Raw genomic sequence first — 25,295 nt, forward strand, 5'->3', positions numbered from 1 at the left:
GTGCAAAATGCAGACATCACTGGATCGGCGGGATCTGTGGAGCACTCAGCATCGTGATTGCAGCGCCGAGCCCATGGATCTCGATCTCGACCTGGCGCGTTTCATCTGCAGTACGCATGCGGGCCACGGTCCGGACTGTCACCAGTATCTCGCCGCATCGGCGTATTGCTTCGCCTGCGTCGAGGACAACTGAGTGGAAACGGCCGAGCGCCCATTTCCGTGGCGTTCCAGCAGTTCTGGTGGATGCCCGTTCGGGAATGAGCGCTCGGGTCGCTAGCCGCGGAATGGGTACCGCTTGTCGAGATCGAGGTTCAGCTCGACCACATTGACGCGCGGTTCACCGAGGAAGCCGAGAGTCCGGCCGTCGGTGTGCGCATCGACGAGTACGCGTACTTGATCCTCGGCAGTATTGCGGGCCTTGGCGATTCGTGCGACCTGAATGGCCGCGTACTCGGGTGAGATGTGCGGGTCCAGGCCACTGCCGCTGGCGGTGACCGCATCGGTGGGCACCGGTGTGTCGGTCGAGGCATCGCCGATGATCGGGACGATCCGGCCGACCGAATAGTCTTCGCCCGGCTTGGCGCAATCGACCTGGACTCCCTTGTAGGTGGCCAGGAACGGCGGCGCCGGGCACGCCTCGTTGACACTCACGACCCGCACCGGACGCGAAACCTCGCCGTCGGCGTCGCGCGGTCCGATTACCGAAAGCACTGCGCCGACACCGTCTTTGGTGCAGAACGGACGACTGCCGTCGACCCCCTCACGGTCGCCGACCTCCTTGCTGCGCGCGCAGACCGTCGAAAGCAGGCTCAACTTCACATGGGCCGGGTCGGCGTCGAGGGTGTCGACAATGCTCTCCGGGCCGAGGTTGGACGCCGAGGTGGACAGCGGGTCGTAGCCGTTGCCCGCCGCCGACGGACGGCTCTGGAAGTACTGCGCCAGCGCCTTGCCGCCCTTATCGGTGAACGACTGCCCGATCAGGCTGCTGCCCACCACCTTTCCGTCCACGGTGACAAGCGAGCCCTCGGCCTTGTCGTGTAGGCCGGGCAGCTGTGCGACCGCGAAAACCGTCAGCGGATAGACGATTCCGGTGATCGCGGTGAGCACGAGCAGCGCACGCAACGCGGCCAGGTGCTGCCGGATCCAAGGTGACATACGCATATCAGGACATCCCGGGGAGGAGTTGGACAACGAGGTCGATCAGTTTGATGCCGATGAACGGCGCGACGATGCCGCCGAGACCGTAGATCGTCAGGTTGCGGCTCAACAGCGACGACGCATTGCTCGGCCGGTAGTTCACACCGCGTAGCGCCAGCGGGATCAGCGCGACGATGACGATCGCGTTGAAAATGACCGCGGACAGAATCGCCGACTGCGGGCTGTGCAGTCGCATGATATTCAGCGTGTCGAGGCCCGGAAACAGCGCCACGAACAGTGCGGGAATGATCGCGAAGTACTTGGCGATGTCATTGGCGATCGAGAAGGTGGTCAGCGCACCCCGGGTGATGAGCAGCTGTTTGCCGATCTCCACGATTTCGATGAGCTTGGTCGGATCCGAATCCAGATCGACCATATTTCCGGCTTCCTTGGCCGCCGAGGTACCGGTGTTCATCGCGACGCCCACGTCGGCTTGGGCCAGGGCCGGAGCGTCATTGGTGCCGTCACCGGTCATCGCGACCAGGCGACCGCCGTCCTGCTCCTTCTTGATCAGCGCCAGTTTGTCCTCCGGCGTCGCCTCGGCGAGGAAGTCGTCCACACCGGCCTCATCGGCAATCGCTTTGGCGGTCAACGGGTTATCACCGGTGATCATCACCGTGCGGATGCCCATTCGACGCATCTCGTCGAAACGCTCCCGCATGCCCTGCTTGACAACGTCTTTGAGATGAATGACGCCGAGCAACCGGGCGTTGCCGTCATTGACCTCACCGACGACCAGCGGTGTGCCGCCGGATGCGGAGATCCCGTCGACGATCATGCCGACCTCGTCGGGTACCTTCCCACCTTGTGCGCGAACCCATTCGGTGACGGCGCTGGCGGCACCTTTGCGCAACTGGTGCCCGTCCTGCAAGTTCACACCCGACATGCGGGTCTGGGCGGTGAATTCCACCCAAGTCGCACCGGTCAGCTCACCTGGGGTGCGCTCGCGCTTGTTGAACGCCTGCTTGGCGTAGACCACGATGGAGCGCCCTTCAGGGGTTTCGTCGGCGAGGCTGGAAAGCTGTGCGGCATCGGCCAATTCGTCATCGGGGACGCCTGGCATCGGCACGAATTCCGCGGCCTGGCGGTTGCCGAGAGTGATGGTTCCGGTCTTGTCCAGCAGCAGGGTGTTCACGTCACCGGCCGCCTCGACCGCGCGGCCGGACATGGCCAGCACATTGCGCTGCACCAGCCGGTCCATACCGGCGATGCCGATGGCGGACAGCAGCGCGCCGATGGTGGTCGGGATCAGGCACACCAGCAGCGAGACCATGACAATCCCGGTGACACCATGCCCGTCCAGTGCCGATGTGTCCGGCACCCCAGGGTTGTTCGACTTCGAGAAGATCGCCAACGGCTGCAGTGTGGCGACCGCGAAGACGAAGATGATGGTCAGCGCGGCGAGCAGGATGTTCAGCGCGATCTCGTTGGGTGTCTTCTGCCGCGACGCACCCTCGACGAGCGCGATCATCTTGTCGATGAAGCTCGCGCCGGGCTCCTGGGTGACCTTGACGATGATCCGGTCGGACAGCACCGTGGTGCCGCCGGTCACCGCCGATCGGTCGCCGCCGGATTCCCGGATGACTGGGGCGGACTCACCGGTGATGGCCGATTCGTCGACCGACGCGATGCCTTCCACGACGTCGCCGTCACCCGGGATGACCTGGCCGGCCTCGACGACGACATAGTCGCCGCGTTGCAGTGCCGGGGCCCCGACGCTTTCCTCGACGATCCGTGCGCCGGGTGACCAATCGACCAGCCGCCGAGCCATGGTGTCGGTCTTGGCCTTGCGCAAGGTATCGGCCTGCGCCTTGCCGCGCCCCTCGGCGACGGCCTCGGCCAGATTGGCGAAAATGACGGTGAGCCAGAGCCATACGACGATGGCCCAAGAGAAGAACGTCGGCTTGGCCAGCGCGAGCACGGTCGACCACACTGCGCCGATCTCGACGATGAACATCACCGGATTGCGCCACATCGAGCGCGGATCGAGCTTCTTCGCCGCGTCCGGAATGGACGTCAGCAGCATCTTCGGATCGAGTAGGCCGCGCTGGACGCCGCGGCTCTTGTTGGCCGTCTCCGCGGTCGTTTCGGTTGTCTTAGTGGACATATCAGTGGATTCCTTCAGCGAGCGGCCCGAGTGCGAGTGCGGGCAGGAAGGTCAGCGCGACCAGGATCAACGTCACGCCGACGACCATGCCGACGAACTGTGGCCGGTGCGTCGGCAGCGTGCCGATCGACTCGGGGGTCTGCCCCTGCTGGGCGAGCGAACCGGCAAGCGCCAGTACGAAAATCATCGGCAGGAAGCGTCCGAACACCATCGCTAGGCCGAGGGCGGTGTTGTACCACTCGGTATTGCCGGTCAGACCCGCGAAGGCCGAGCCGTTGTTGTTGGCCGCGGAGGTGAAGGCGTACAACACTTCCGAGAGCCCGTGCGGCCCGGAGTTGAGCATGCCGGCGCGCTGGCCCGGCATCGCCATCGCGGCCGCCGTACCCACCAGCACGATCAGCGGGCTGATCAAGAAATACGAAGCGGCGAGCTTGATTTCGCGCGGCGTGATCTTCTTGCCGAGATATTCCGGCGTGCGACCGACCATCAGACCGGCGACGAAGACGGTGATCACCGCGAGGATGAGCATGCCGTACAGACCCGAACCGGTACCGCCAGGAGCGACTTCTCCCAGCTGCATATTGAACATCGTCATCATGCCGCCGAGGCTGGTGTAGGAGTCGTGGAATGAGTCGACCGCACCCGTCGAGGTCAGCGTGGTCGCGGTCGCGAAGGTCGCGGAATTCGGCACGCCGAAACGGGTTTCGACGCCCTCCAGGGATGCGCCGATCGCGGTCGGGACGGTGCCGTGGTGCTGCAACTGGAAGAAGTTCTGCAGAGTGACGCTGATCAGCGCGATCGTGCCCATCACCGCCACGATCGCGTAGCCCTGCTTCTTACTGCCGACCATGCGACCGAAGGTGCGCGGCAGCGAGAAGCTGATCACCAGGATCAGGAAGATTTCGACCCAGTTGGTCCAGGTGGTCGGGTTCTCGAATGGGTGCGAGGAGTTCGCGTTGTAGAAGCCGCCGCCATTGGTGCCGAGCTCCTTGATGACCTCCTGGCTGGCCACCGGACCGCCGGTAATGGTCTGTTCGGTGCCGTTCAGCGTCTGCGCGACCTGATCGTGCAGGTGGAAGTTCTGGATCGCGCCACCGGCGACGAGGATGATCGCGAAGATGAATGCCAGCGGCAGCAGAATGCGAATGGTGCCGCGGATCAGATCCACCCAGAAATTGCCGAGGTCGCCGGTATGCCTGCGGGCGAAGCCACGCACGAGGGCAACGGCCACCGAGATGCCGACCGCTGCGGAGACGAAGTTCTGCACCGCGAGCCCGGCCATCTGCACCAGATGGCCCTGGGTCGACTCGCCGGAATAGTTCTGCCAGTTCGTATTGGTCACGAAGCTGACCGCGGTATTCCAGGCCAGTGCCGGAGTCATCTCGGTCGCTGGATCGTGCAGATGCAGCGGCAGTTTGCCCTGGATCAGCTGGAGGAAGAACAGGAACAGAATGCTGACCGCCGAGAACGCCAGCACGCTGCGGGCGTAGACGCCCCAGGACTGCTCGACCTCGGGCTTTACGCCGATGGCCTGGTAGATGACCCGCTCCGCACGGGAGTGTTTCTTGGTGTTGTACACCCGGAACATGTAGTCGCCGAGCGGCACATGCACCAGGGCCAACGCGATGATCAGGGATGCGACGAACGCGATCCCCGCTGTTGTCGTGTTCACCTAGAACCTCTCGGGGAAGAGCAGCGCCGCCACCATGTAGACCGCGACGAGGATGGCGAGAATCAGGCCGATCAGGTTCGCGATCACAGTTTTTCCACTCCCCGCTGAATCAGGCCCAGTAGCGCGAAGATCGCCACGGTCAGCACCGCGAACACCACGACAGACATTTACACAACCTCCATTGGCGCTCCCTGCATGGAGCGCGACAGGGTGAGTTAAGCGGGTCGTTCGAGCTGGTGCGGAGCCTGTTTACGGGTCCTTAGCGGCTCGTTGCGGAGCATTGACGCTTCGTTTACAGGTGCGGCTCGGACGCTGAGTGAAAGGATGCCGTCAAGGTAGGCGGACAACCCGTCAACACACCGTAAAGATCCAGATAGCCGGTCGATACGGGAGTAGAAATTCATCGACCGGCATGCGGGGGATTCCAGCACGACCGGGTTCCTATTGGTTGCTGAAAGGATTGTCATGTCGGCTGTCACGGTCGCGGTGCTCATCGGATTCGTCTGTTGCGCGCTGATCATTCGCGCGCTGGCGATGCTGGAGTATGGGCGGGAATCGGATATCGCGACAGAACGGGTACGGATCTTCGGTGACACGCCGAATCGCGCGATGATGGACGAGTGAAACGCGGCCAACTGCGCATCTACCTCGGTGCGGCACCGGGAGTCGGCAAGACCTACGCCATGTTGGGCGAGGCCCATCGTCGACTCGAACGCGGCCGCGACGTAGTAGCTGCGGTAGTCGAAACCCACGGTCGAGCCAAGACAGCCGAACTGCTGGCGGGCATCGAGCAGATTCCGCCGCGCATGGTGGACTACCGCGGTACCCGGCTGCCCGAACTCGATGTCGAGGCGGTGCTGCGTCGGGCACCGGCCGTGGTTCTGGTCGATGAACTCGCGCACACCAATGCGCCCGGCAGCAAGCATGACAAGCGCTGGCAGGACGTCGAGGATTTGCTGGCCGCGGGCATCGACGTCATCTCGACGGTCAATGTGCAGCATCTGGAGAGCCTCAACGACGTCGTCGAGCAGATCACCGGCATCCAGCAGAAGGAGACCCTGCCCGACGCTGTGGTGCGCAGCGCGGATCAGGTCGAACTGGTGGATATCACGCCGGAGGCGTTGCGGCGCAGGCTCTCCCACGGCAACGTGTACGCCGCCGACAGAGTCGACGCGGCGCTGCGCAACTACTTCCGACCCGGAAATCTCACCGCCCTGCGCGAATTGGCGCTGCTGTGGCTGGCCGACCAGGTCGATGCCGCATTGGCCAAATACCGGGCCGACCACAAGATCACGGAGCTGTGGGAAGCACGCGAACGCGTAGTCGTCGCGGTGACCGGAGGTCCGGAGTCGGAGACCGTGGTGCGCCGGGCCAGCCGCATCGCGACCAAATCGAGTGCCGATCTCATGCTGCTGCATGTGGTCCGCGGCGACGGTTTGGCCGGGGTATCGACCGAACGGCTGCATCGACTGCGGGAATTGGCCGCCAGCCTGGATGCCTCGCTGCACACGGTCACCGGTGACGATGTGCCGAATACGTTGTTGGAGTTCGCCCGCGAGGTGAATGCGACCCAGCTGGTGATCGGCACCTCCCGACGCTCGCGCTGGGCGCGCATGCTCGATGAGGGCATCGGCTCGGCCGTGGTGCAGGCATCCGGGAAGATCGACGTGCACATGGTCACGCATGAGGAGGCCAACCGTGGGCTGCGTCGCTATTCGCTGAGGCCGCACCAGCCGATCCGGGCCTGGCTCGCGGCGGTGCTTGTGCCGGTTTTGGTCTCGGCGATCTGCTACATCCTCGAAGCCCATCTCGAGCTCGGCGGCCTCAGCGCGCTGTTCTTCATCGGCGTCGTCGCGGTGGCGTTGCTCGGTGGCGTTGTGCCCGCGGCACTTTCGGCGCTGCTGTCGGGTGTGCTGTTGAACTGGTTCTTCGTCGAACCGCGCTACAGCTTGACCATTGCCGAACCGGACAACTTCATCACGGTGGTGGTATTGCTGATCGTCGCGGTGGCGGTCGCGGCGCTGGTGGATGTGGCCGCCAAACAGACCCGCCAGGCACGCCGGGCCTCCCAGCAGGCCGAATTGCTGACCCTGTTCGCCGGTGCCGTGCTGCATGGTGCGGATCTGCCCAATCTGCTGGAGCAGGTCCGCGAGACGTATGGGCTCCGTGCGGTGAGCATGCAGTGCGGCGATGAGGTGATCGCGGCGGTCGGCACGAGTCCGCCGCAGCGGGCCGCCGAGGCCGAGACCGCCATCCAGGCGGGCGATGCGACGAGCTGGCTGCTGTTGGCCGGACGTCCACTCGCCGCGACCGATCGTCCGGTGCTCAACGCGGTCGCCAATCAGGCGGCCGGGTTGGTCCGCCAGTCCCGGCTGGCCGAGGAGGCCAGCGCCGCCGCGGCCCTGCTCGAGGCCGACCGATTGCGCCGGGCGCTGCTGTCCGCGGTGAGTCACGATCTGCGCACACCGCTGGCCGGGGCCAAGGCCGCGGTATCCAGCCTGCGCAGTGATGACATCGAGTTCTCGCCCGAGGACACCGTCGAATTGCTGGAAACCATCGAGGAATCGGTGGATCAGCTGACGGCGCTGGTCGGCAATCTGCTCGACTCCTCACGCCTGGCGGTCGGCGTGGTGCAGCCGCAGTTCCGTCGGGTGTACATGGACGAGGTCGTGCACCAGGCGCTGGTGAGTGTTGGAATGGGCGCGCGCGGGCTGCGCCGCGCGGCAATGGATCGGGTGAAGGTAGAGGTCGGCGAGGTTTCGGTGCGGGCGGACAGCGGCCTGCTGGAACGGGTGTTGGCCAATCTGATCGATAACGCGCTGCGGCATTCGACACGCGATACACCTGTGCGGGTCACCGCGGAACGCGACGGCGACCAGGTCTCGATCGCCGTGGTCGATGTAGGGCCCGGTGTGCCGCCAGGGACCGAGGAGCAATTATTCGAGCCGTTCCAGCGGCTCGGCGATCGTGACAACACCACCGGAGTCGGGCTCGGTCTGTCGGTGGTGCGCGGATTCGTCGAGGCGATGGGCGGAACCGTGCACGCCGAACCGACACCGGGCGGAGGATTGACGATGATCGTGGACCTGCCTGCCGACGAAACCGAGGTGAGCAGCCGATGATTAGCACAACTACACCGCGGACGGCACAGGAAGTCGTAATGACCGACAAGAAGCAGGAAGCACCGTCGACCAAGGTGCTGGTGGTCGATGACGAACCGCAGATCGTGCGCGCGTTGCGCATCAATTTGTCGGTGCGCGGCTATGAGGTGATCACCGCGGGCACGGGCGCGGCGGCATTGCGCGCGGCGGCCGATAAGCATCCCGATGTGATCATTCTGGATCTGGGTCTACCCGATATGGACGGCATCGAGGTGCTGGCCGGGCTGCGTGGCTGGTCTGTCGCGCCGGTGATCGTGCTTTCGGCGCGAACGGATTCGACCGACAAGGTGCAGGCGCTGGACGCGGGCGCGGACGACTACGTCACCAAGCCGTTCGGGATGGATGAGCTGCTGGCCCGGCTGCGGGCCGCGGTCCGGCGCGGCGCGACCGATACCGATACCTCCGATCCCGTGGTGGTGACGTCCTCGTTCACCGTCGACCTCAGCGCGAAGCAGGTCACCAAGAACGGTCAGCCGGTACATTTGACCCCGACCGAGTGGGGCATGCTCGAGATGCTGGTGCGCAACCGCGGCAAACTGGTCGGGCGGCGCGAGCTGCTGCGTGAGGTGTGGGGGCCGTCGTATGCCACCGAAACGCATTATCTGCGGGTGTATCTCGCGCAATTGCGGCGCAAGCTCGAGATCGACCCGTCGCATCCGAAACATCTGCTGACCGAGGCCGGAATGGGCTACCGCTTCCAGGAATAGCGACGCCAGGCGGCAGCTGTTGCGAGCACCGTGACAACCGATGGGCCGGTGTGGGTCGGCCGGCACGCGTCAGCCTTATGTCGGAAGGTGCAGCCGCGATGTCGAGAGTTCGAGGATGTGGCCGGCCGGCACAAGCCTTGTCGAGGTGGCCGGGTCCGCGCCGGTGCCTAGGTTGCGTTCCCAGTGCGGGAAGGATCCGCCGGCGATCAGTAGCCGAATCCGGTTGCCGGCGGCAAACCGGTGCGCAATGGGGTCCAGTTCGATTCGGATGATGTCGTTCGCTCGGTCCGTCTGCAGTCGCAGGAATCCGTCACTGACGTTGCGCGACCGTCCTTTCGGATCGACCTCGCTGAGGCGGACGAACAGATCGGCGCGTGGGTTGTCGCTGCGATGTGCCAGTTCCACCCATGGGATCCCCGCGATCTCCAGCGCGTCCGGCAGCGGTGCGCTGGTGAAGGTGAGCACATCATCACGGTCGGCGAGTGCGCTGTCGTCGCGGTAGCCGCCGGTCAGGTCCAGCAGCCGACCGCCGATGGTCGGGGTGGGGTCAGCGGGGTCGTAGGTGAACTCGCGCTCGCCGGTGCTGGGCTGCTCGCTCAACCCACCGGTCGGTGTCGGGTGCAGCAGTTCATCCGACGGGTATTCGGGCCAGTCATCGAACTCGCGCCACTCGTTCGCGCCGGTGACGAACATCTTGACGGGCGCGGGCCGAGCCGGTGCCGGGATCTTCGCGACGTGCCGGTCGAGCCAGTCGAGGGTTTCTTGCGCGAGGACCTTCATTCCCTTGCCGCCGGTTTCCCGGTGGGTCCACGGCCCCATGGTAAGGGCCACGTCCACACCCCGCTCGCGTAGTCGCGTGTACTGCTGCCTGGTCTGTGGGAGGAAGATGTCCTGCCATCCGGACTGCAGCAGCACCGGTATCTGCGTCCGGTCGAGGGCCTCGGTGAGCCGCATCGGCGCCCAGCGTGGATCGGTGAGATCGTCGGTGCCGACCCAGTCCCGGAACCACGGCGCGCGTCCCTCACAGAGCTGGTCGGCCGCATCCGCGAGCGGCATAGACGACAGCACGCGCTCGTGCCGCCGCCGGGCCGTGGCCGCACGCAGTGCCAAGCGCAGCGTACCGAGACGTTCCTGGACGGCCAGCTTCTCGCTCCAGCCGAGCCAGTCGAGGTTGAACGACCCACCGAAATACAGGGCCTGGCTGAAGTCGTGCGGCGCGGTCTGGATCACCGCGGCGGCCAGCTCCGGCGGCGGGTCCATCAGCAGCGCCCACTGCGTGAAGCCGAGATAGGAGTTTCCGACGGTCGCGAGCCTGCCGTCGAACCAGGGCTGCGTCCGCAGCCACGCGACGGTGTCGGCGCCGTCGTCGATTTCGCGCACCAACGGCTGGAATTCGCCGCCGGAACCGAAGGTGCCCCGACAGCGCACCAGCACGAGATGATAACCACGCGTGGGGAATTGGGCTCGGTACATCGCGGCGACGATGCCCTCCCATCCATACACCGACCGCACCAGCACCGTGCCGACGGCCGCACCCACCGGCGCGTAGTGGTCGGCCAGCAGTTCGGCCCCGTCGCGCATTGGGATCCGCAGGTTCCGGCTCACCTGGTATTCGCTGGTCTGCGGGCGCAGACCGAACTGCCGGGAGATCAACCGGTCGACGGTTCGCTCCCACCGATCAGGCCGGGTGGGTGTGGTCCGGGCGGCGTCAATGGTCATGTGAATCATCCTCTTTCGTGAGCCGAGCTGGCCCTCGCACTGCCGAAATATGTGGTTGTGCCTGGGAACTCGTGTCCAAGCGGCGGATTGAGCCGCTCTGCGAAGTAGCGGTGGATGGTCTCCTCGATGGCCTGCCGGTCCTCGAAGGTGATCGAATGCGGAGTCGGCGCCGACATGTCATGCCCTTTTCGGTCATTCATCGACACGGTGCGAAGTGGACGGCTCCACCGGAAGTCCTCTCATCCCTGTGCCGGCATGCTCGACTGCCGAGTTTTATCTCGGAGAGCAGGAGTCGTGCCGACTTGGAATCCGTGGGATCGGACCCAGTCGAGGTAGCGGTCCAGCCAGGTGTCGCAAGGTAGCCCTTGTGGTCTCTCGGCGAAGCCGTGGCCACCGCGCTCGTAGATGTGCATTTCGACCGGTCGTCCGACATTTCGCCAGTCTTGTTGCAGTGCAATACTTTTCTCGACTACCTTGTCGCCCGGGTCGTCGGCGGCGCAGCACAGGAACAGTGGTGGTGCGTCGCTCGGTACCTGGTAGTCGTGCCAAACGGCCGGGTAGATCGGCGCTGCGAAGTCGGGGCGCGCGGTGGTGTCGTAGTCGGTGGCGGCGGCCAGGGCGAGCAGACCGCCGGCCGAGAAGCCGAGGATGCCGATCCGGTGCGGATCCAGCCGTTCGGTGGCGGCGCGGGCGCGGACCACCCGGACAGCCTGCCGGGCGTCCTGGATGGATATGCGGGAATGGGCCTGGATCTCCGCCATCGTGTGTCCGCCCCAGTCTTGGAGGAACTGCCCGTCCTGTGTCGGGGTCGGTAGTAGGCGGTAACGCAGCGTGAAGGCCGTAATGCCCTGGCGTGCAAGTTGTGTGGAGATTTCGGTGGCGCTCTGGGTGAGGGTGATGAAGCTGCCACCGGGACAGACGATTACGGCGGTGCCGGTGGCCCGACCCGGATCCGGACGATGGACGCTCAGCGCCGGTTGGGTGACGTTACGGATTACTGTCAGGTTTCGGTGGCCCTGGAGCTCAGGGATGACTGTCGACTGTCCGTACGGTGTCGGGTTCCGTTGTGGGTCGGGTGCTTGCGGTGACAGGGGAATGAGCTCGTCGATGATCGGGTGCATGTCGGGATGTTCCAAGCCGGGGATCAGTGGTTGTGCGCGGTCACTGTGCCGGCATCGCCGTCGACGGTGATCTGCTGGTCGTCGTGCAGGTGTTCGGTGGCGATGCCCGTGCCGAGCACGGCGGGGATGTGGTACTCGCGTGCGACGATCGAGCTGTGGCTCAGTGCGCCGCCGACGTCGGTGACGATCGCGGAGGCGAGCGCGAACAGCGGCGTCCAGGCCGGTGTGGTTATTGTCGCGACCAGCACGTCACCCGGGCGCATGCGATCGAATTCGCTGGGGCCGTGAATGATTCGAGCCGGACCGCTCACCGATCCGGGGCTGCCGGGGGTTCCCCTGATGACGGTACCCTCGACGGAGTCGTGGTTGGATTCTCCGGCGAAGTCGATGCCGAGAACCTTCGCCTTTTCCGGGAGCATATGCGGCGCCTTCATCGCACGCTGGGCCTGCCACACGGTGCGTCGCTCGGCGATCACAGCACGGTAATCTGCTGGCGTCAGCGCGGAATCCAATGCTGCCGCAGCGGCTTCCAGCTCCGGTAGCTCCAGCCAGCACAGGTCGGCAGCGTAGGTGATGGCGCCGACCGCGGCCAATCGGTTACCGAACTCGCCGAGCAATTGTCGTACCGCAGGCCAGCCGAGCCCGATGTCGGCGAGCGCGTTCTCCCGCAGCGGGGCCGCCGACTGCGCCCAGCCCAACAGTCGCAGCGCCAGCGAACGACGTAGGCCGTGACGTTTGTGTTCGAGGGTGCGGACCGCCGCGGCGCGGTTGCCGGCCGCGGTGCGTTGGCGCACATGGGGATCCGGTACGTCATCGGTGAGGAAGTACAGCAGCGTTTGCAGCAGCGTCGCGGGGTCCTCGGCGGGCAGCGGCTTGGCGAAGTCGAGGTCGTAGACCATGTCACCGTAGGCCGCCAGGTGTGCCTGGAACCGGCTGCGGAACTCCTGCCATGCGGGATCGTCCGCATCGTCGGCGGTGAGGATGTCGGCGCGCTCGGCGGGCGACAGACTTGTCAATCGTTGCGCCAGCCCGGGTTGCGAGCGCGCCCATTGCGCCAGATCGTAGAGCGCGCGCTCGGCCCGGATCGGTTTGCTGAGGTAACCCAGCAGGAATGCCGTAGCCGGTGGATCGTCGTCGTGGCGAAGGGTGTTGTAGGCCTTCGTGAACAGTAATTCGCTCAGATAGGCCGCGGGTATGGCACCGCCCTGGATGGTCAGGTAGTAGTCGGCGGCCTCATCGACGATTTCACGCATACCCGTGAGTAGCCGCGCCGCCGGTGCGGTGGCGATACCGTTGGATTGCCACCGGTCGGCCGTGGCTCGGTAGCTGTCGTGCGCGGTCCGCCAGCGTTGCGCTGCGGTGCGCAGATAGCGGGGCAGGGTGCGGGTCAGAAACCGCGGTTGCGCCAACGCCATTCGTACCGCGAGCATGCCAGTGTAGTTGGTGTTGTAGTAGCCGTAGCCGTTGATCACCGCCAGCGGGTCGTCGAAGTAGGGCAGCCCGATGTTGTGATAGTGCGCGCTGGTGGCCCGCTCCCATGCCGGAATCGCGAGCGTGGCGAACAGCGGCGACAGCGGGTCGGGCAGCAACTCCATCACACTGCCCCGCACATACTTGCCCTTGGGATTCGGTAGTTCCCAGCGCAACTCCGGCGCAGGTGCGGGATCCGGCAGTGCGGTGATCGGGCGGGCCTGCACGATATAGAACCGGTGAGCGTGCAGCGCCCATTCGATATCCATCGGCTGGTCGTAGTAATTCTCGATACCGGCCGCTATGCCGGCCAGCTCGGCAGCCTCCGCTGGGCGCAGCGCCGGCTCGAGCCGCCGATGCTCGGGCACCGGTTCCTCCCGGGTGCCGGTCGCGGTCCGTACGGTCATGGTCCGCTTGTCGCTGACATCCTGCCGCAGCACCGTGCCGTCGGATTTCGCCACGACCAGCGTGTCGGGGGTGACCTGGCCGCTCACAATGGCCTCACCCAGACCCCACGCGGCGTTGATCAGAACACGATCCCGCGCGCCGGTCAGCGGATCGGCGGTGAAGGCGACTCCAGCGACCTCGGCGGGCACGAGCTCCTGCACCACGACAGCTAAAGCCACATCGTCGGAGGAAACCTGCTGACGCGCACGATAACCGATGGCGCGGTCGGTCCACAGCGACGCCCAGCACCGCCGTACCGCGTCCAACGTCTCCGCGATGCCGTGGATATTGAGGTAGGTCTCCTGCTGACCGGCGAACGACATGCCGGGCAGATCCTCGGCCGTCGCCGAGGATCGGACCGCGACCGCCACGCCGCCCAGGCGCTCATGGGCGGCGCTGATCTGCCGTGCAACATCGTCGGGAATGGGTTGGCTGGCAATCAGATCGGAGATTTCCGCGGCTGCAGTAGTCCAGGCCTCGGGCTGGTCGGCCACCGCGCGGGCGGCCGCCGCGACGATGCGGTCGTGCAGACCGCCTGCGGCGACGAACCTTCGGTAGGCAGTCGTCGTCACATGGAAGCCCGGCGGTACCGGCAGATCGGCCGCGGCCATCCGGGCCAGCGAGCTGCCCTTGCCACCGGCAACCGCCAGAGTCGCGGTGGGGTCGGCCAAAGCGAGAACATACGAATTCGGTTCTATTGCAATGGCATTCATCGTTGCTCCGTTTCGGTGCAGCGGAAACGGTCGGAAAATTTGGCCTGCGCCCCCGCCAGTGCGTCGAGCATGACCGCCTTTCCGGCCTCGAGATCGGCGCCGGAGCTCGGGGTCAGCCCGAGTTCCAGAAGCTCGGCCAGGGCATCTACCACCTGCTCGGTTGATGGCAATGCCGATGCCGTGACCGCCTGGCCATGCCGTGGAAACGTCTGCCGCAGCGCGGGAGTCAACGCATCGAGAACGAAAGCCACTGCCCGGGTGTCGATCTCCGCCCGGATGGCGCCCGCCTGTTGCATGGCCTGTAGAAAGGATTGGGTACCAACAGTTTCAAGCTTCTCGAACAAGTTCTCCGGGCGACGTAGATACTTGCCGAAGATCCCCTGGTCGCGGGCGACGACCGCTGCCGCCAGCGGCAACTGCTGTAGCGCCCCCGCCATAGCCCGGTAAACGCTGGCCACACTGCCGCCCTGCGGATCGGCCAACAGGCGCTCGCGCCACCGCCCCGAATACCGCTCCAACTCTCGCCGCGCCACCGCCTCCACCAACTCGTCCTTCGACTTGAAGTGCAGATAGACCAGCCCCCGGTGCAGCGCGACCCCGTCAGCAACATCGCCCATGGTGAGCCTGTTGTAACCCAACCGCAGCAGCAGCACCGCCGCCGTGTCGAGGATCGCCCGCTCACGTTCCAGCTCGTCGACAACCATCAATTGACCTTCTGACAAATTGTGTGAAAGTGTCAAAATTGAGATTAGGCGGTGTGTATGCCCGCGTCAACAGATCCGATCCACGGCTGTCCGGCTGGCAATCCGTCAGCGCAGGTTGAAGGCGGGTTCGCCGTCGCGCCCGAAGAATGCGGATCGGCTCGAGGAGCCGCTGATCGGTCTCGCTGGACGAAGTAGCCCACCGCCCCGGCTGGACCCACTCTCCCGTGTTACCTGTGGCCCTTCTTCAGCCAGCACATGGGGTAACTCGTCGGGTACGCCCAAGACCTGACCAGGCACACGACGCAGGATCTGAACCTGACTCGAGGGGCTCCCAACTGGTATGGCCTGAATATTCGGGAAGGCGGAACTGGCAGGATCGAGACCATGGCTGACCAGACCACCGCATCCGCGACCACGACCACCGCTGCGACCGAGCCCACTACCTTGTGGGTCGAGCGCACCGGGACCAGGGCGTACACCGGCCGCAGCTCGCGCGGTGCCGAGGTATTGATCGCATCGCAGGGCGTACCCGGGGCCTTCACCCCGGGTGAGCTGCTGAAGATCGCCCTGGCGGGCTGCTCTGGACTGAGCGCGGACTTCCCGCTCTCGCGCAAGCTCGGCGACGCCTTCGACGCGACCATCCGCGTCTCCGGCGACGCCGACCGCGAGAACGAGGTGTATCCGCAGCTCGACGAGGTATTCGAGCTGGACCTCAGCGAATTGGACGAGGAGGCCCGCGAGCGACTGCTGGTCACCGTGCAGCGCGCCATCGACAAGGTGTGCACCGTCGGCCGGACGCTGAAGGCCGGTACCAAGGTCACGCTGACATTCGATATCGACGCCATCGACGCGTGATGTCGGAATCGGTTCGGCTCAGCGCATGGGTGCATGGCTACGTCCAGGGCGTCGGCTTCCGCTGGTGGACGCGCTCGCGGGCGCTGGCGCTCGGACTGGTCGGACACGCCACCAACGCCCGCGACGGTCGGGTGCATGTAGTAGCCGAAGGTCCACGACCCGCATGCGAAATGTTGCTGGATCTGCTGCGTTCTGGAGATGCTCCTGGTCGGGTCGACCTCGTTGTGGAAAGCTGGGAGTTCGCGCGGGGTGATTTGTCCGGATTCGAGGAGCGGTAGTGGTGCGTTCGACCGAGCGATGTGACCGTTGAGTACCGGCGGTCCAGGGGCGGGAGACGACGCGGATCGGCCGGAGTCCGATCTGGAGTCGAGCTCGTCGACGCCCAATAGTCCCGCGCCCGGCGCTGGGTCTGCGGGCCGCGAAACTACACCGCCCCAACCGTTGTCGTCGGGTGCCGGACCTGGTTCTGTGGGTGCCGGGTCGGGTTCCCCGGGCGGCGGTCCTCGTTCGTCTGGGGGCGGGCTCGGCTCGCCGGGTGCCGGTCTTGATGTGCCCGATGCACGAGGTGGTGGGGCAGAGGCTGGGACTGGTTCTGTGGGTGGTGCGGGTGGCTCGCCGGGCGGCGGGTCCGCTGGGGCTGGTTCGCCGAGCAGCGGTATTGGTTCGGCTGGTACTGGGTCAGGTACGTCGGGTGGCGATCCTGGTTCGCCAGGCGCGGGGTCTGGTACACCAGGTGAATCTGGTGTGCCGGGCACCGGGCCGTCGCCGGGGACTCAGCCCAAGCGGTTCGGCACGCCACCGCGCGCGGGCAGTATCCACCGGCAAGAGGCCGGTGTTACCCAGCCGCGACCGCCGACGGTGGCCGAGGCACGGGCGCGCGATAAGGCACGCAAACGCGCGGAGGAGGAGCAGCGGGCCGCCGCGGCTGCCGCCGAGCACAAGAAGCGCACTCGCAAGCGCGTACTCATCGGCGGCGTCGCGATTGTCGGTGTCGCGGGTCTGGTCGGTGGTGGTTATCTCGCCTATCGGGCAGTCACCAAACCCGCTCAGGTGACCGCGTATTGCACCGTGATCGATCAGAACGGTCAAGAGGTCGTCGCACCCGACGATCAGTGCGAGACCGCCTCGACCGCCGTCGGGTCCGGCGCGACCGGTGCGTACACCGGCCTCAACGGGATCTTCATCTACAACGGGCACCAGTACCGCTACTACTACGGCGGCAACAACACCGTCGGCAAACCGCCGACCGGCGGAACCACGGTGCAGCCCAAGGGCGCTCAGATCTCGACCAAGAGCGGCAGCACCATTACCCGCGGCGGTCTCGGTACCAGCAGCAAGAGTGGCGGAGGTTCGTAATGCGACGCGTGCGCGGTACGCCGCGGTCCGGTTGGCAGCAGATCATCGAGGGCCAGGGGCTGGTCTACGGGTCGCCCGGCCGGGATGCGAGCGGTCTGCCCCGGCCGTATTGGGATGAATCGGTGCACTACGAGTTCGAGATGCCGGAAATCCTCGCGCTGGAAGCTGATGTCGAACTGCTGCATTCGATGTGTCTGAATGCCGTCGAACATGTCGTGCTCACCGAGCGGTACAAGGATTTCGGTCTGCCCGAATGGAGTTGGGGGCCGATCGCAGAATCCTGGAAGCGCAATGACCCGCATGTCTACGGGCGCTTCGATCTGCGCTATGACGCCCGCCGTCCGGCGAAACTGTTGGAGTACAATGCCGATACACCGACCTCACTATTGGAGGCGGCAATTGTGCAGTGGCACTGGCTCACCGCACTCTATCCGGACGGCGATCAGTGGAATTCCCTGCACGAGAAGCTGGTCGAGCGCTGGACCGAGTTGCGCGACATCCTGCCGTCGGCGCAATTGCATTTCACCTGGTCTGGTGCGGACGCCACCGGTGAGGACAATGTCACCACCGCGTACATGCAGGAGACCGCGGCCGAGGCCGGGTTCGACACCATCGCGCTGCCGATCGAGGAGGTCGGATTCGACAGCGAGCTGGAGCGTTTCGTCGATCTGGCCGAGGGGTCGATCGATGCGATCTTCAAGCTCTATCCGTGGGAGTGGGTGCTCGACGACGATTTCGGTAAGCGTGTGGTCGCGAGCCTGCCGCAGACCATGTGGGTCGAGCCGCTGTGGAAAACCCTGCTGAGCAATAAGGCGATCCTCGCGATCCTGTGGGAGATGTATCCCGGGCACCCGAATCTATTGCCCGCCTATCTCGATCAGCCCAATGAGCTCACCGAATACATTCGCAAGCCGAAGCTGGGGCGCGAGGGTGCGAACATGACCATTGTCGGCGCGGGTCTGGAGACGGCCACCGGTGGGGTCTACGGCGAAGAGGGATTCGTCTACCAATTGCTGGACCCGCTACCGGAATTCGACGATATGCGTCCGGTCCTCGGTGCCTGGATCGTCGGTGACAACGCGGCAGGGCTGGGGTTACGCGAAACCGCCGGATTGATCACCGATGACGGCTCGGCCTTTGTCCCGCACCGCATTACGCAGTAACCACGCGACCTCACCTCGGAAGGATCACGATGACCGCAGTTGCCCTCGAATCGGGTTACTGGAACTCGCTCGGCACCGGCGTCGGCGCCATCGTCCTCTACGCCATTGTCGGCTTGACTCTCATACTCGTCGGCTTCTACGCCATCGATCTGACCACACCCGGTAGGCTGCGGGCCCTGGTCGTCGCGGGTAAACCCAATGCCGTAATCGTCGCCGCCGCGGGCATGGTCAGCATGGCCTTGATCGTGGTGGTTGCGACCTACGCATCGGCGGGCAAGCTTTCAGAAGGGCTCATCGCGGCCAGCGTGTATGGGCTGGTCGGCATTGTCGCGCAGGTTATCTCGGTGCGGGTCATCGAGCGCGCGCTCGGCATCGATATCGGCGCCGCGCTGGCATCCGATGTCTACACCACCAAGGTGCTCGTGGTGGCCGCCGCGCATTTCGCGCTCGGTCTGGTTGTCGCCTTCGCCATTCTGTAGTTCCCCGAGCGGAAGGCCGGTGCGGCGGACCCACGTCCAAGGCGCGCGGTTGCGCCTCAGCCACAACCGGTCAGTCCAGCTCGTACCGCATGAACACGTCCGCGCGCTCATACGGCATCGGCCCGATTCGATCGTTCGGGACGTGCACGAAACCGATCGATTCGTACAGATGCACAGCGTCGGCCAGCTTAGTGCTGCTACCGAGGAACAACGCCGTGGCGCCCTGCCGTCGGGCGTAGTCGATGGCCTCCTCCAGGATGATGCGACCGAGGCCGCGGCCGCGGCGCCGCCGCGCCACAGCCATTTTCGACAGCTCGAACACGCCGTCACCCGCCAGCACCAGCGCCACACATCCGACGATGTCCTCGCCGTCGCGGGCGATGAGTACCTGTCCGCCCTTGGCGACGATCTCGCGCTCCGGGTTGTCCAGTTTGACGGAGTCGGCGGGTTCGAGGGAGAACAGCTCGACGATCCATTCCTCGTTGAGTTCCTTGAACGCCCGTGCATCGGCCGGGCTCGACATCGGCTCGACGACGATGATGTCGATCTGTTCGGTGGCAGCGGGTTCGGTCTGCTGTGTCACGTTGTCAGCATGCCGGGCCGTAAATCATCATGTCCAATACTTGATGGGTCCGATTGATATGTTGAACTTATGATTGAAGGGGTTGAACTGCGGCACCTGCGCTACTTCCTGGCAGTCGCCGAGGAACTGCATTTCGGCCGGGCTGCCGTACGGCTGCACATCGCTCAACCCGCGCTGACCCAGCAAATCCAGCGGCTGGAGACGCTGTTGGGGACCCGTGTGTTCGACCGCACCTCGCGCAGTGTCGCCCTGACCCCGGCGGGAGCGGTGCTGCATGAGCGGGCCGCGGCGATCCTCGGTCATGCGGCTCGCGACCTGGACGAGGTCGCGCGCATCGGCCAGGGTAGCCAGGGACGGCTTTACCTGGGCTTTGTCCCGTCGGTGCTGCCGCTGAAACTGCTTCGCAGTGTCCGGCAGTTCCGAGACTGCTACCCGCTGGTCCAGATCGACCTCATCGAGGGCTACACCACCCACATGATGGCGCAGCTCGGCCACGGCGCGCTCGATATGGCGATCGTGCGCGACCCCGACGAGCAGCCCGACACCGTCGTATTCCCGTTGGTCACCGAGCCGTTCATGGCAGTGCTGCCGGTCGATCACCCGCTGGCTGACTATGCCGCCCTCACCGGCCCCGACCTCGCCGAGGACCCGCTCGTGTTCTTCCCCCGGGTCGCGGGCTCCCATGCCCACGACAAGAACCTGCGGCCCCTGGTGGAAGCTGGTCATCGGCCCCGCATCGTGCAGGAGGGCAACAACTGGACCACCATCCTCTACTTGGTGGGTGAGGGGCTGGGCGTCACCATCGCACCGCGTAGCGCGACGTTCACTGCGCCGCGGACCGTCCGCATCGTGCCACTCACCGAAACTGCCGCCACGACAACGGTTTACGTGGCTCACCGGGGCGATGACGATCGCGCTCTCATCCGCAACTTCCTGGCGCTACTGCCGAACGGTGACGCTCGACCGAGCGGACCAGAGGCTCGAACGGCATGTGCGGCAGCAGATCTCACTGCGGTGGTCGAGTAGTCGGCGAAATCACCTGCGACTGTCCTGTTTGCCGCCGTCCTCTGGTCGGTGGATTGCCGCCAGAAATCAGGCGCTGTAGCCGCAACAAGCGGGAGGTCACTCGTCGGCTCGGTATCGCTGATTCACGCGGGGCGGTGGCGTCTGGCGGCAAAGCCGGTGCCAGATGCATGGGACTTCGCACCGCAGACAGCAATACGACTGTGGCACAGCCGTTTCGCCACCTCGTCGGTGTCGTTATCATTGTTCTGGCAGCCGTCGATTGCGAGTGGAGCTCAATCGCACATAGCGTTCATGTGTCCATGGGTCAGTTGTCGTAGGAGGCGACTCCTACGGGCCCGACCCCGAGACAGAGGTCGAGTCCTGGTGTGCGAGGGCTGATTCGAAGCGTGGTCCCGCTGCCGACAACGCGAACGTAGACGGTATTCAACCCCTTGCGAACCGGCGCGCCCACCGGTTCGCCGTGTTCGAACGAGACAGTAATGCGTCCATCCCGGTTGGCCAGATAGTTGAGCTGCACAGTCCATTCGTGTTCGAGCATCGGCCCGTCGAGCGGAACATCGGTCGGCTGCGGCCCCTGGATCCGGTAGCCGCAGCCGGGCTCCGGCCCCGGCAGAATACTGCGGTTCCACCACACCGCCGCCTCGACGATCTCGCCGCTATCAGTAATCATCCGCAGATGCGGCGTCGAGTCGGCAAAGGTACTGGGCTTCGCCAACGGCGCAAACACGCGACTCGTCAAATTCTGCGGATACGCCGTCGGATTCAACACATTCCACGGCACCTCCTGCTCAAGCAGCGGCCCTCCATCGAGCCTAGCCAACCCCGCCTTCACATTCGCCACATACGCCCTCGTCGGATCGACCCGCCAAGACTCCACAAAACCCGCAGTAGACCACAGACAACTCACCAGAAACGCCACTACCAACAAGGCCATAACCCGCCCATCCACCGCTCTCACCCTGCGCCCACCCACCCTGAAGACCCGCCCAGCCGCCCGACCTCCCAGCAACCCGGAACTCTGCCCCGCCAACACCCCCGCCCCATCTCGCGAATCGCGAGCCGCTCCATCCCCACTGCGTGGGACTGTCGCGTCATCTGCCGGACTGGACCGCCGCGCCGAAGTGCGTTCATGCGGGTTGGTCGCGTCGCATGGCGAGTCGGGGAGCACCGCAGCGGCGCGGTTGCGTGCACCCGCAAGCAACGCGCCAACGCGGCCGCGTGCCGCAGCCGCTCCACGCCGCGAATCGTGAGCCGCCGCAGCAACCCCACTGCCCGTTGCAGTCGCGTCGTCACTCGAATCCGGGAGCAGGTCCGGAACACGGCCGCGCGGTTGAGCACGCAGTATCAGCGCACCCGCTGCGGTCAACACCACTGCGATATCGGCGAAATAGCGCAGGGACTGCATCAGTTCGGCGGCGGTGTTCGGTCCGCTGCGGGCCAACGCGACCGGCAGTTGGGCGACGAGCACGTACGCCGCCGCTGCCACCCACACCGGCCACACGCGGAGCCGAGCACGCAGGGACAACAGCACCAATGCGCACAGTGCGACCCACGCCGACACCACCGTCCAACTCGGCGGATCCGCCCACGGTGTCGACGGCAACCAACGCTCCCAACTCCACGGTCCGCCGAACAATGTCGGCACAATCCCCAATGATGTTGCGCCGGGCAATAAGTCACGCAATTCCGCCGGAGTGGTATGCACCGCCGAAACATCCACCACCGCAAGATATCCGGCCAGCCAGCAGGCGATCACCACGCCGGAACCGACCCACAGCGCCGCCCCACGCCGCGCCACAACCCGCAGCGCGGATCCGAGACCGTCGACGTGCCGAGCGAGTACAGCGACGGCGAATGCGGCGAACGGCACGATCACCGACTTCTCGAAGAAGAGCAGCGCCACCGCCAGCACCACGACCCCCGATATCGCGTACCGCCGCCGCTCCGTCTCGACCAGCCGCACGGCATCACCGATCACCCACGCGAGCGCGAATTGCAGTGGCAGTGCATTGAGCGCGGCGGCCCACCACGCGAACGCTGGAAGCGTCAGCGGACAGAACAGATAGAACCCGAGCGGCACCAGAATCGCCCACCGCATCCCCATCAGCACGACCAGCATCCGTACCACCGCCACCGACGCCGCGAGCTGCAATACCACCAGTGACACCACCGGCCCAGCCCATGTCAACGGCGCAACCGCGGTCACCACCCAAGCCGTAGCGAACGCCAACGGCATGAAATGCCCATCATGGTCGTACAACAGCAAATCAGCGGACCACAGCGAATAACTACCGGCCCGCCCCACCAAAATCAGATCGTCCCAATAGAAAAAACCGCTCCACGCCACCCACCACCGGATCACCAACTGCACCAGCACGAGCCCCAACGCCACGCCGAGCACACCCCGTGCCACCCCGAGCGCCCGCCAACACCGCGCAGGCACAGGCGCGACATCGACGCACTCCAACACCGCGACGCTGTCCATGTCACCCCACCGTAGTGTCACGCCCGAGCCGGTCGACAACTTCGCGCCCACGCGCGGCGTGCCTTCTTGCCGGCGGGGAGTACCTGGCGGCAAGCCTGCGCGATCTTGCTTCGGGCGGGATGTCGACGTGCGTGGGCACGGTGGCGGCGCGCTGGCTCGGTGATTCGGCTGTGCGTCTGTGCTCGGTCTCGAGCAGCTCGATCAGGCCGGAAACGGGAGGCCCGCTCCGCCGTGCGCAATTGCGCCACGGCGGACCCGACCGGCACGATGTGTCAGTTGGTGTGACGACCGAACCGGCCCGATTCGAAACCGGCCAGCATGCGGAAGGCGAGCACTGCACCCCACGGACCGATGACCCAGATCGGCCACGGGTAGGTGAGTTCCCCGACGCTCATCGAGATCGCCGCCCAGATGGCGAGCACCAGCACGCTCACGCCGAGCCACGAAGTACCTTCGATCTGCTGCCAGATCGGGAAGCGGCTCATCGAATTCTTCTGTACGGCCGACTCTTTCGGCAGCTTCGGCAGATCCGACAGCACCAGTTGCAGATCGTCGCGAACGCCGGTCTCGTAGACGCGCGCGACGCGCTGATCGTATTCGGCGAGATCGATCCGACCGTCGGCCATATGCCGTCCGAGCAGGCGCACAACCTTCTCGCGCTCCGCATCGGAAGCCCGAGTACCAGGCGAGATTTCCATGTCCAGTTCCTAACGACTAGATCCATATTCCACATTGGAATATGAAACAGCATGAACCCTCCAATGTGGAATGTCAACCTCTGGTGTGGCGGTGTACCGGGACGCGGTCGAGTCGGCCTCGGCGCCGATGAGTCCAAGATTCCGGGTGTAACCGAAGCCTTGCTGAACTCTGCTGTTCGTTCGGCCTATGACCTGCGATGACGCCGGACCGGTTGCTCGTTCAGTCCCCATGGTTCGCGCTGCGATGGCCGAGACGGTTCGCTGGGGTGTGCGCCGGACAGCCCTTGGCGGTGTGCGCTCGGAGGTTCGTGGCCGTATGGGTCCGACCAGGTGTGGTGTGCGCCGGAATTCTGGTCGAAAGGGCGGCGGGAGGGGCCGTGGTGGCGTGAGTCGGGTTGCTCGTCCCACGAGTCGTCGAGCGATTCGTTCCTACGGGAGCGAGGTCTCTCGCCTGTTCTATCCGCACGCCACTCCGACCGCTCGCTCGCTCTTCGGCGCGTGTTCGACGGCTGGTCGCGTCGAGTCGGCGGTTCGTCGAAGCGGTTGTCGGAGTTACGGTGATTTTGGGAGCGCGGGGCGTCGGCCCGGTGGCGGGTGGGAGCTGGAGTGTCTTGGTCGGGTGGTTGGCGGCGGCTTCGGCTGGGGCGAGGCGGGTCCACGTGGTCGCGTACATTGCGGCGCTTGCTCGATAGCTTATGTGCCCCAATGGATTCGCGGGACTGATCGCGGCGGGGAGCTTCAGGGTCCAGCACCGGCAGTTCGCGGGTGATGCGGTGGGAGGTGTCGCCGCGTTCGCGGAAGGCAGCGGGGATGCCCTGGTTGTGCAGCCAAGCGCCGGGGTCGTGGCGGTCCAGGTCGGGGACGGTGTGTTCGAGGAGGTCCATCAGGTCGCCCCGGCCACCGCCGAGAGCGGCGCGGATGGCGGAGAAGGTGGTGGTCCGGAAGGCCCAATCCCATTCGTAGGCCGGAGCAGCGCCGCTGGTGTCGTGGCCGTGGAAGACGAGATCGCCGGAGCGGGTGATGCGGGCCCGGACCGTTATGCCGTCGGATTCGATGCGGAAACCGCGGATGTCGGTGCGGGCACGGGTGGTGGCGTGGTCGGCGGCCCGCACCTCGAACCAGGCGGCTATCAGGCCGATGAGCGCGAATCCGGCGGCGACGCCGACCTGCACCCAGACATCGGACAAATCGCTTTTCCGGCTGACCTCGCACGCATGCAGAAACACCAGGCTCCCCACGACCAGTGTCGTGATGCGGGTCAGCCGCAGCGTCGTCGCATGACGGACTAGACCGAGCACGGTGCTGGTCTTGGCCGATGACATGCTCTGCACTCCCCCCGAACTGCCGGTCCGCTGGCGAATCAGACTGGATCGTATGCGCCCCGGCAGTCCGGCGATACCGCAAGCGCATACCGGTCGGTTCGGCGGAGTTGGAGTTACTGCGAAGTCAGGGGACACACCATCCGGTGTGCTGACAGGCTGCGCACTTGGTTGCGCTCGCCTCCGCCGGACCCGAGGAGACCATGCGCGAGGTCGCCGAAATGCGGGATGGTGGGCGCCGAATCGATAACCTACCGAAGTGGCCGAGCGGTGTCCGCCCGCTTACCGGGTAACCGATGCTCGACGGATACCA

General features: G+C 65.4%; 22 protein-coding genes. 10 read left to right on the forward strand and 12 right to left on the reverse strand.

Annotated features, from left to right (window positions below; genetic code table 11):
- Positions 1-7: 7 nt before the first annotated feature.
- On the forward strand, positions 8-193 hold the full coding sequence (locus AB0L63_RS12505) for a hypothetical protein (protein WP_040693417.1): 186 nt from the start codon (positions 8-10) through the stop codon (positions 191-193).
- A gap of 80 nt (positions 194-273) precedes the next feature.
- On the opposite strand, the gene AB0L63_RS12510 is transcribed toward AB0L63_RS12505, so the two are convergent.
- The 4 genes from AB0L63_RS12510 to AB0L63_RS12525 are packed head-to-tail and all read right to left on the reverse strand — an operon-like array spanning position 274 to position 5,063.
- The gene (locus AB0L63_RS12510; RefSeq protein ID WP_364498686.1) at positions 274-1,161 is read right to left on the reverse strand and encodes a potassium-transporting ATPase subunit C; all 888 of its coding nucleotides are present in this window, start codon (positions 1,159-1,161) and stop codon (positions 274-276) included.
- A gap of 1 nt (position 1,162) precedes the next feature.
- Positions 1,163-3,304, reverse strand: a complete 2,142-nt coding sequence (gene kdpB / locus AB0L63_RS12515; protein WP_364498689.1) for a potassium-transporting ATPase subunit KdpB — start codon at positions 3,302-3,304, stop codon at positions 1,163-1,165.
- Position 3,305: 1 nt separating this feature from the next.
- Complete coding sequence (gene kdpA / locus AB0L63_RS12520; protein WP_364498692.1) at positions 3,306-4,976, reverse strand: potassium-transporting ATPase subunit KdpA; 1,671 nt, start codon at positions 4,974-4,976, stop codon at positions 3,306-3,308.
- Complete coding sequence (locus AB0L63_RS12525) at positions 4,977-5,063, reverse strand: potassium-transporting ATPase subunit F (RefSeq protein WP_364499176.1); 87 nt, start codon at positions 5,061-5,063, stop codon at positions 4,977-4,979.
- Between the two features lie 378 nt (positions 5,064-5,441).
- Here AB0L63_RS12525 and AB0L63_RS12530 point away from each other — a divergent pair, with 378 nt between their 5' ends.
- From AB0L63_RS12530 to AB0L63_RS12540, 3 genes are read left to right on the forward strand one after another with little or no spacing between them, the layout of a single operon-like run.
- On the forward strand, positions 5,442-5,600 hold the full coding sequence (locus AB0L63_RS12530; RefSeq protein ID WP_364498695.1) for a hypothetical protein: 159 nt from the start codon (positions 5,442-5,444) through the stop codon (positions 5,598-5,600).
- Entirely contained in the window at positions 5,597-8,098 is a 2,502-nt protein-coding gene (locus tag AB0L63_RS12535; protein ID WP_364498698.1) for a sensor histidine kinase KdpD, read from the forward strand. Before AB0L63_RS12530 ends, AB0L63_RS12535 begins: the two co-directional genes overlap by 4 nt.
- Positions 8,099-8,136: 38 nt before the next feature.
- Positions 8,137-8,844, forward strand: a complete 708-nt coding sequence (locus AB0L63_RS12540) for a response regulator (RefSeq protein ID WP_364498701.1) — start codon at positions 8,137-8,139, stop codon at positions 8,842-8,844.
- A 75-nt stretch (positions 8,845-8,919) separates the two neighbouring features.
- On the opposite strand, the gene AB0L63_RS12545 is transcribed toward AB0L63_RS12540, so the two are convergent.
- The 4 genes from AB0L63_RS12545 to AB0L63_RS12560 all read right to left on the reverse strand — a co-directional run bounded on the left by AB0L63_RS12545 (position 8,920) and on the right by AB0L63_RS12560 (position 15,018).
- Positions 8,920-10,563 carry a CocE/NonD family hydrolase gene (locus AB0L63_RS12545; protein WP_364498704.1) on the reverse strand — a complete coding sequence of 548 codons (1,644 nt, stop codon included), beginning with the start codon at positions 10,561-10,563 and terminating at the stop codon, positions 8,920-8,922.
- Between the two features lie 239 nt (positions 10,564-10,802).
- Positions 10,803-11,684, reverse strand: coding sequence for an alpha/beta hydrolase fold domain-containing protein (locus AB0L63_RS12550; RefSeq protein ID WP_364498707.1), 882 nt, complete (start codon positions 11,682-11,684; stop codon positions 10,803-10,805).
- A gap of 23 nt (positions 11,685-11,707) precedes the next feature.
- Positions 11,708-14,314, reverse strand: coding sequence for a PEP/pyruvate-binding domain-containing protein (locus tag AB0L63_RS12555; RefSeq protein WP_364498709.1), 2,607 nt, complete (start codon positions 14,312-14,314; stop codon positions 11,708-11,710).
- Positions 14,311-15,018 carry a helix-turn-helix domain-containing protein gene (locus tag AB0L63_RS12560; RefSeq protein ID WP_364498711.1) on the reverse strand — a complete coding sequence of 236 codons (708 nt, stop codon included), beginning with the start codon at positions 15,016-15,018 and terminating at the stop codon, positions 14,311-14,313. Before AB0L63_RS12560 ends, AB0L63_RS12555 begins: the two co-directional genes overlap by 4 nt.
- A 384-nt stretch (positions 15,019-15,402) precedes the next feature.
- Here AB0L63_RS12560 and AB0L63_RS12565 point away from each other — a divergent pair, with 384 nt between their 5' ends.
- From AB0L63_RS12565 to AB0L63_RS12585, 5 genes are all read left to right on the forward strand, one after another.
- A complete protein-coding gene (locus AB0L63_RS12565) occupies positions 15,403-15,873 on the forward strand; it encodes an OsmC family protein (RefSeq protein ID WP_364498713.1) in 471 nt (156 codons plus the stop codon).
- Entirely contained in the window at positions 15,873-16,151 is a 279-nt protein-coding gene (locus tag AB0L63_RS12570) for an acylphosphatase (RefSeq protein WP_364498716.1), read from the forward strand. Before AB0L63_RS12565 ends, AB0L63_RS12570 begins: the two co-directional genes overlap by 1 nt.
- A gap of 466 nt (positions 16,152-16,617) precedes the next feature.
- Positions 16,618-17,229, forward strand: a complete 612-nt coding sequence (locus AB0L63_RS12575) for a hypothetical protein (protein WP_364498718.1) — start codon at positions 16,618-16,620, stop codon at positions 17,227-17,229.
- Entirely contained in the window at positions 17,229-18,392 is a 1,164-nt protein-coding gene (locus AB0L63_RS12580) for a glutathionylspermidine synthase family protein (RefSeq protein WP_364498720.1), read from the forward strand. Before AB0L63_RS12575 ends, AB0L63_RS12580 begins: the two co-directional genes overlap by 1 nt.
- Positions 18,393-18,421: 29 nt before the next feature.
- The gene (locus AB0L63_RS12585) at positions 18,422-18,871 is read left to right on the forward strand and encodes a DUF350 domain-containing protein (RefSeq protein ID WP_364498723.1); all 450 of its coding nucleotides are present in this window, start codon (positions 18,422-18,424) and stop codon (positions 18,869-18,871) included.
- 70 nt (positions 18,872-18,941) lie between these two features.
- Here AB0L63_RS12585 and AB0L63_RS12590 read toward each other — a convergent pair whose 3' ends face one another.
- Complete coding sequence (locus tag AB0L63_RS12590) at positions 18,942-19,454, reverse strand: GNAT family N-acetyltransferase (protein ID WP_364498726.1); 513 nt, start codon at positions 19,452-19,454, stop codon at positions 18,942-18,944.
- Positions 19,455-19,523: 69 nt separating this feature from the next.
- On the opposite strand from AB0L63_RS12590, the gene AB0L63_RS12595 reads away from it, so the two are divergent.
- On the forward strand, positions 19,524-20,480 hold the full coding sequence (locus AB0L63_RS12595; RefSeq protein ID WP_364498729.1) for a LysR substrate-binding domain-containing protein: 957 nt from the start codon (positions 19,524-19,526) through the stop codon (positions 20,478-20,480).
- A 304-nt stretch (positions 20,481-20,784) separates the two neighbouring features.
- Here AB0L63_RS12595 and AB0L63_RS12600 read toward each other — a convergent pair whose 3' ends face one another.
- The 3 genes from AB0L63_RS12600 to AB0L63_RS12610 form a co-directional block, all read right to left on the reverse strand.
- Positions 20,785-22,965 carry a hypothetical protein gene (locus AB0L63_RS12600; RefSeq protein ID WP_364498732.1) on the reverse strand — a complete coding sequence of 727 codons (2,181 nt, stop codon included), beginning with the start codon at positions 22,963-22,965 and terminating at the stop codon, positions 20,785-20,787.
- Between the two features lie 272 nt (positions 22,966-23,237).
- The gene (locus AB0L63_RS12605; RefSeq protein ID WP_364498735.1) at positions 23,238-23,663 is read right to left on the reverse strand and encodes a DUF1707 domain-containing protein; all 426 of its coding nucleotides are present in this window, start codon (positions 23,661-23,663) and stop codon (positions 23,238-23,240) included.
- A 185-nt stretch (positions 23,664-23,848) separates the two neighbouring features.
- Positions 23,849-24,985 (reverse strand): hypothetical protein, encoded by a 1,137-nt coding sequence (locus AB0L63_RS12610; RefSeq protein ID WP_364498738.1) that lies wholly within the window; start codon positions 24,983-24,985, stop codon positions 23,849-23,851.
- Positions 24,986-25,295: the final 310 nt, after the last annotated feature.

It is taken from the genome of Nocardia sp. NPDC051990, assembly GCF_040680755.1.
Classification (GTDB): domain Bacteria; phylum Actinomycetota; class Actinomycetes; order Mycobacteriales; family Mycobacteriaceae; genus Nocardia.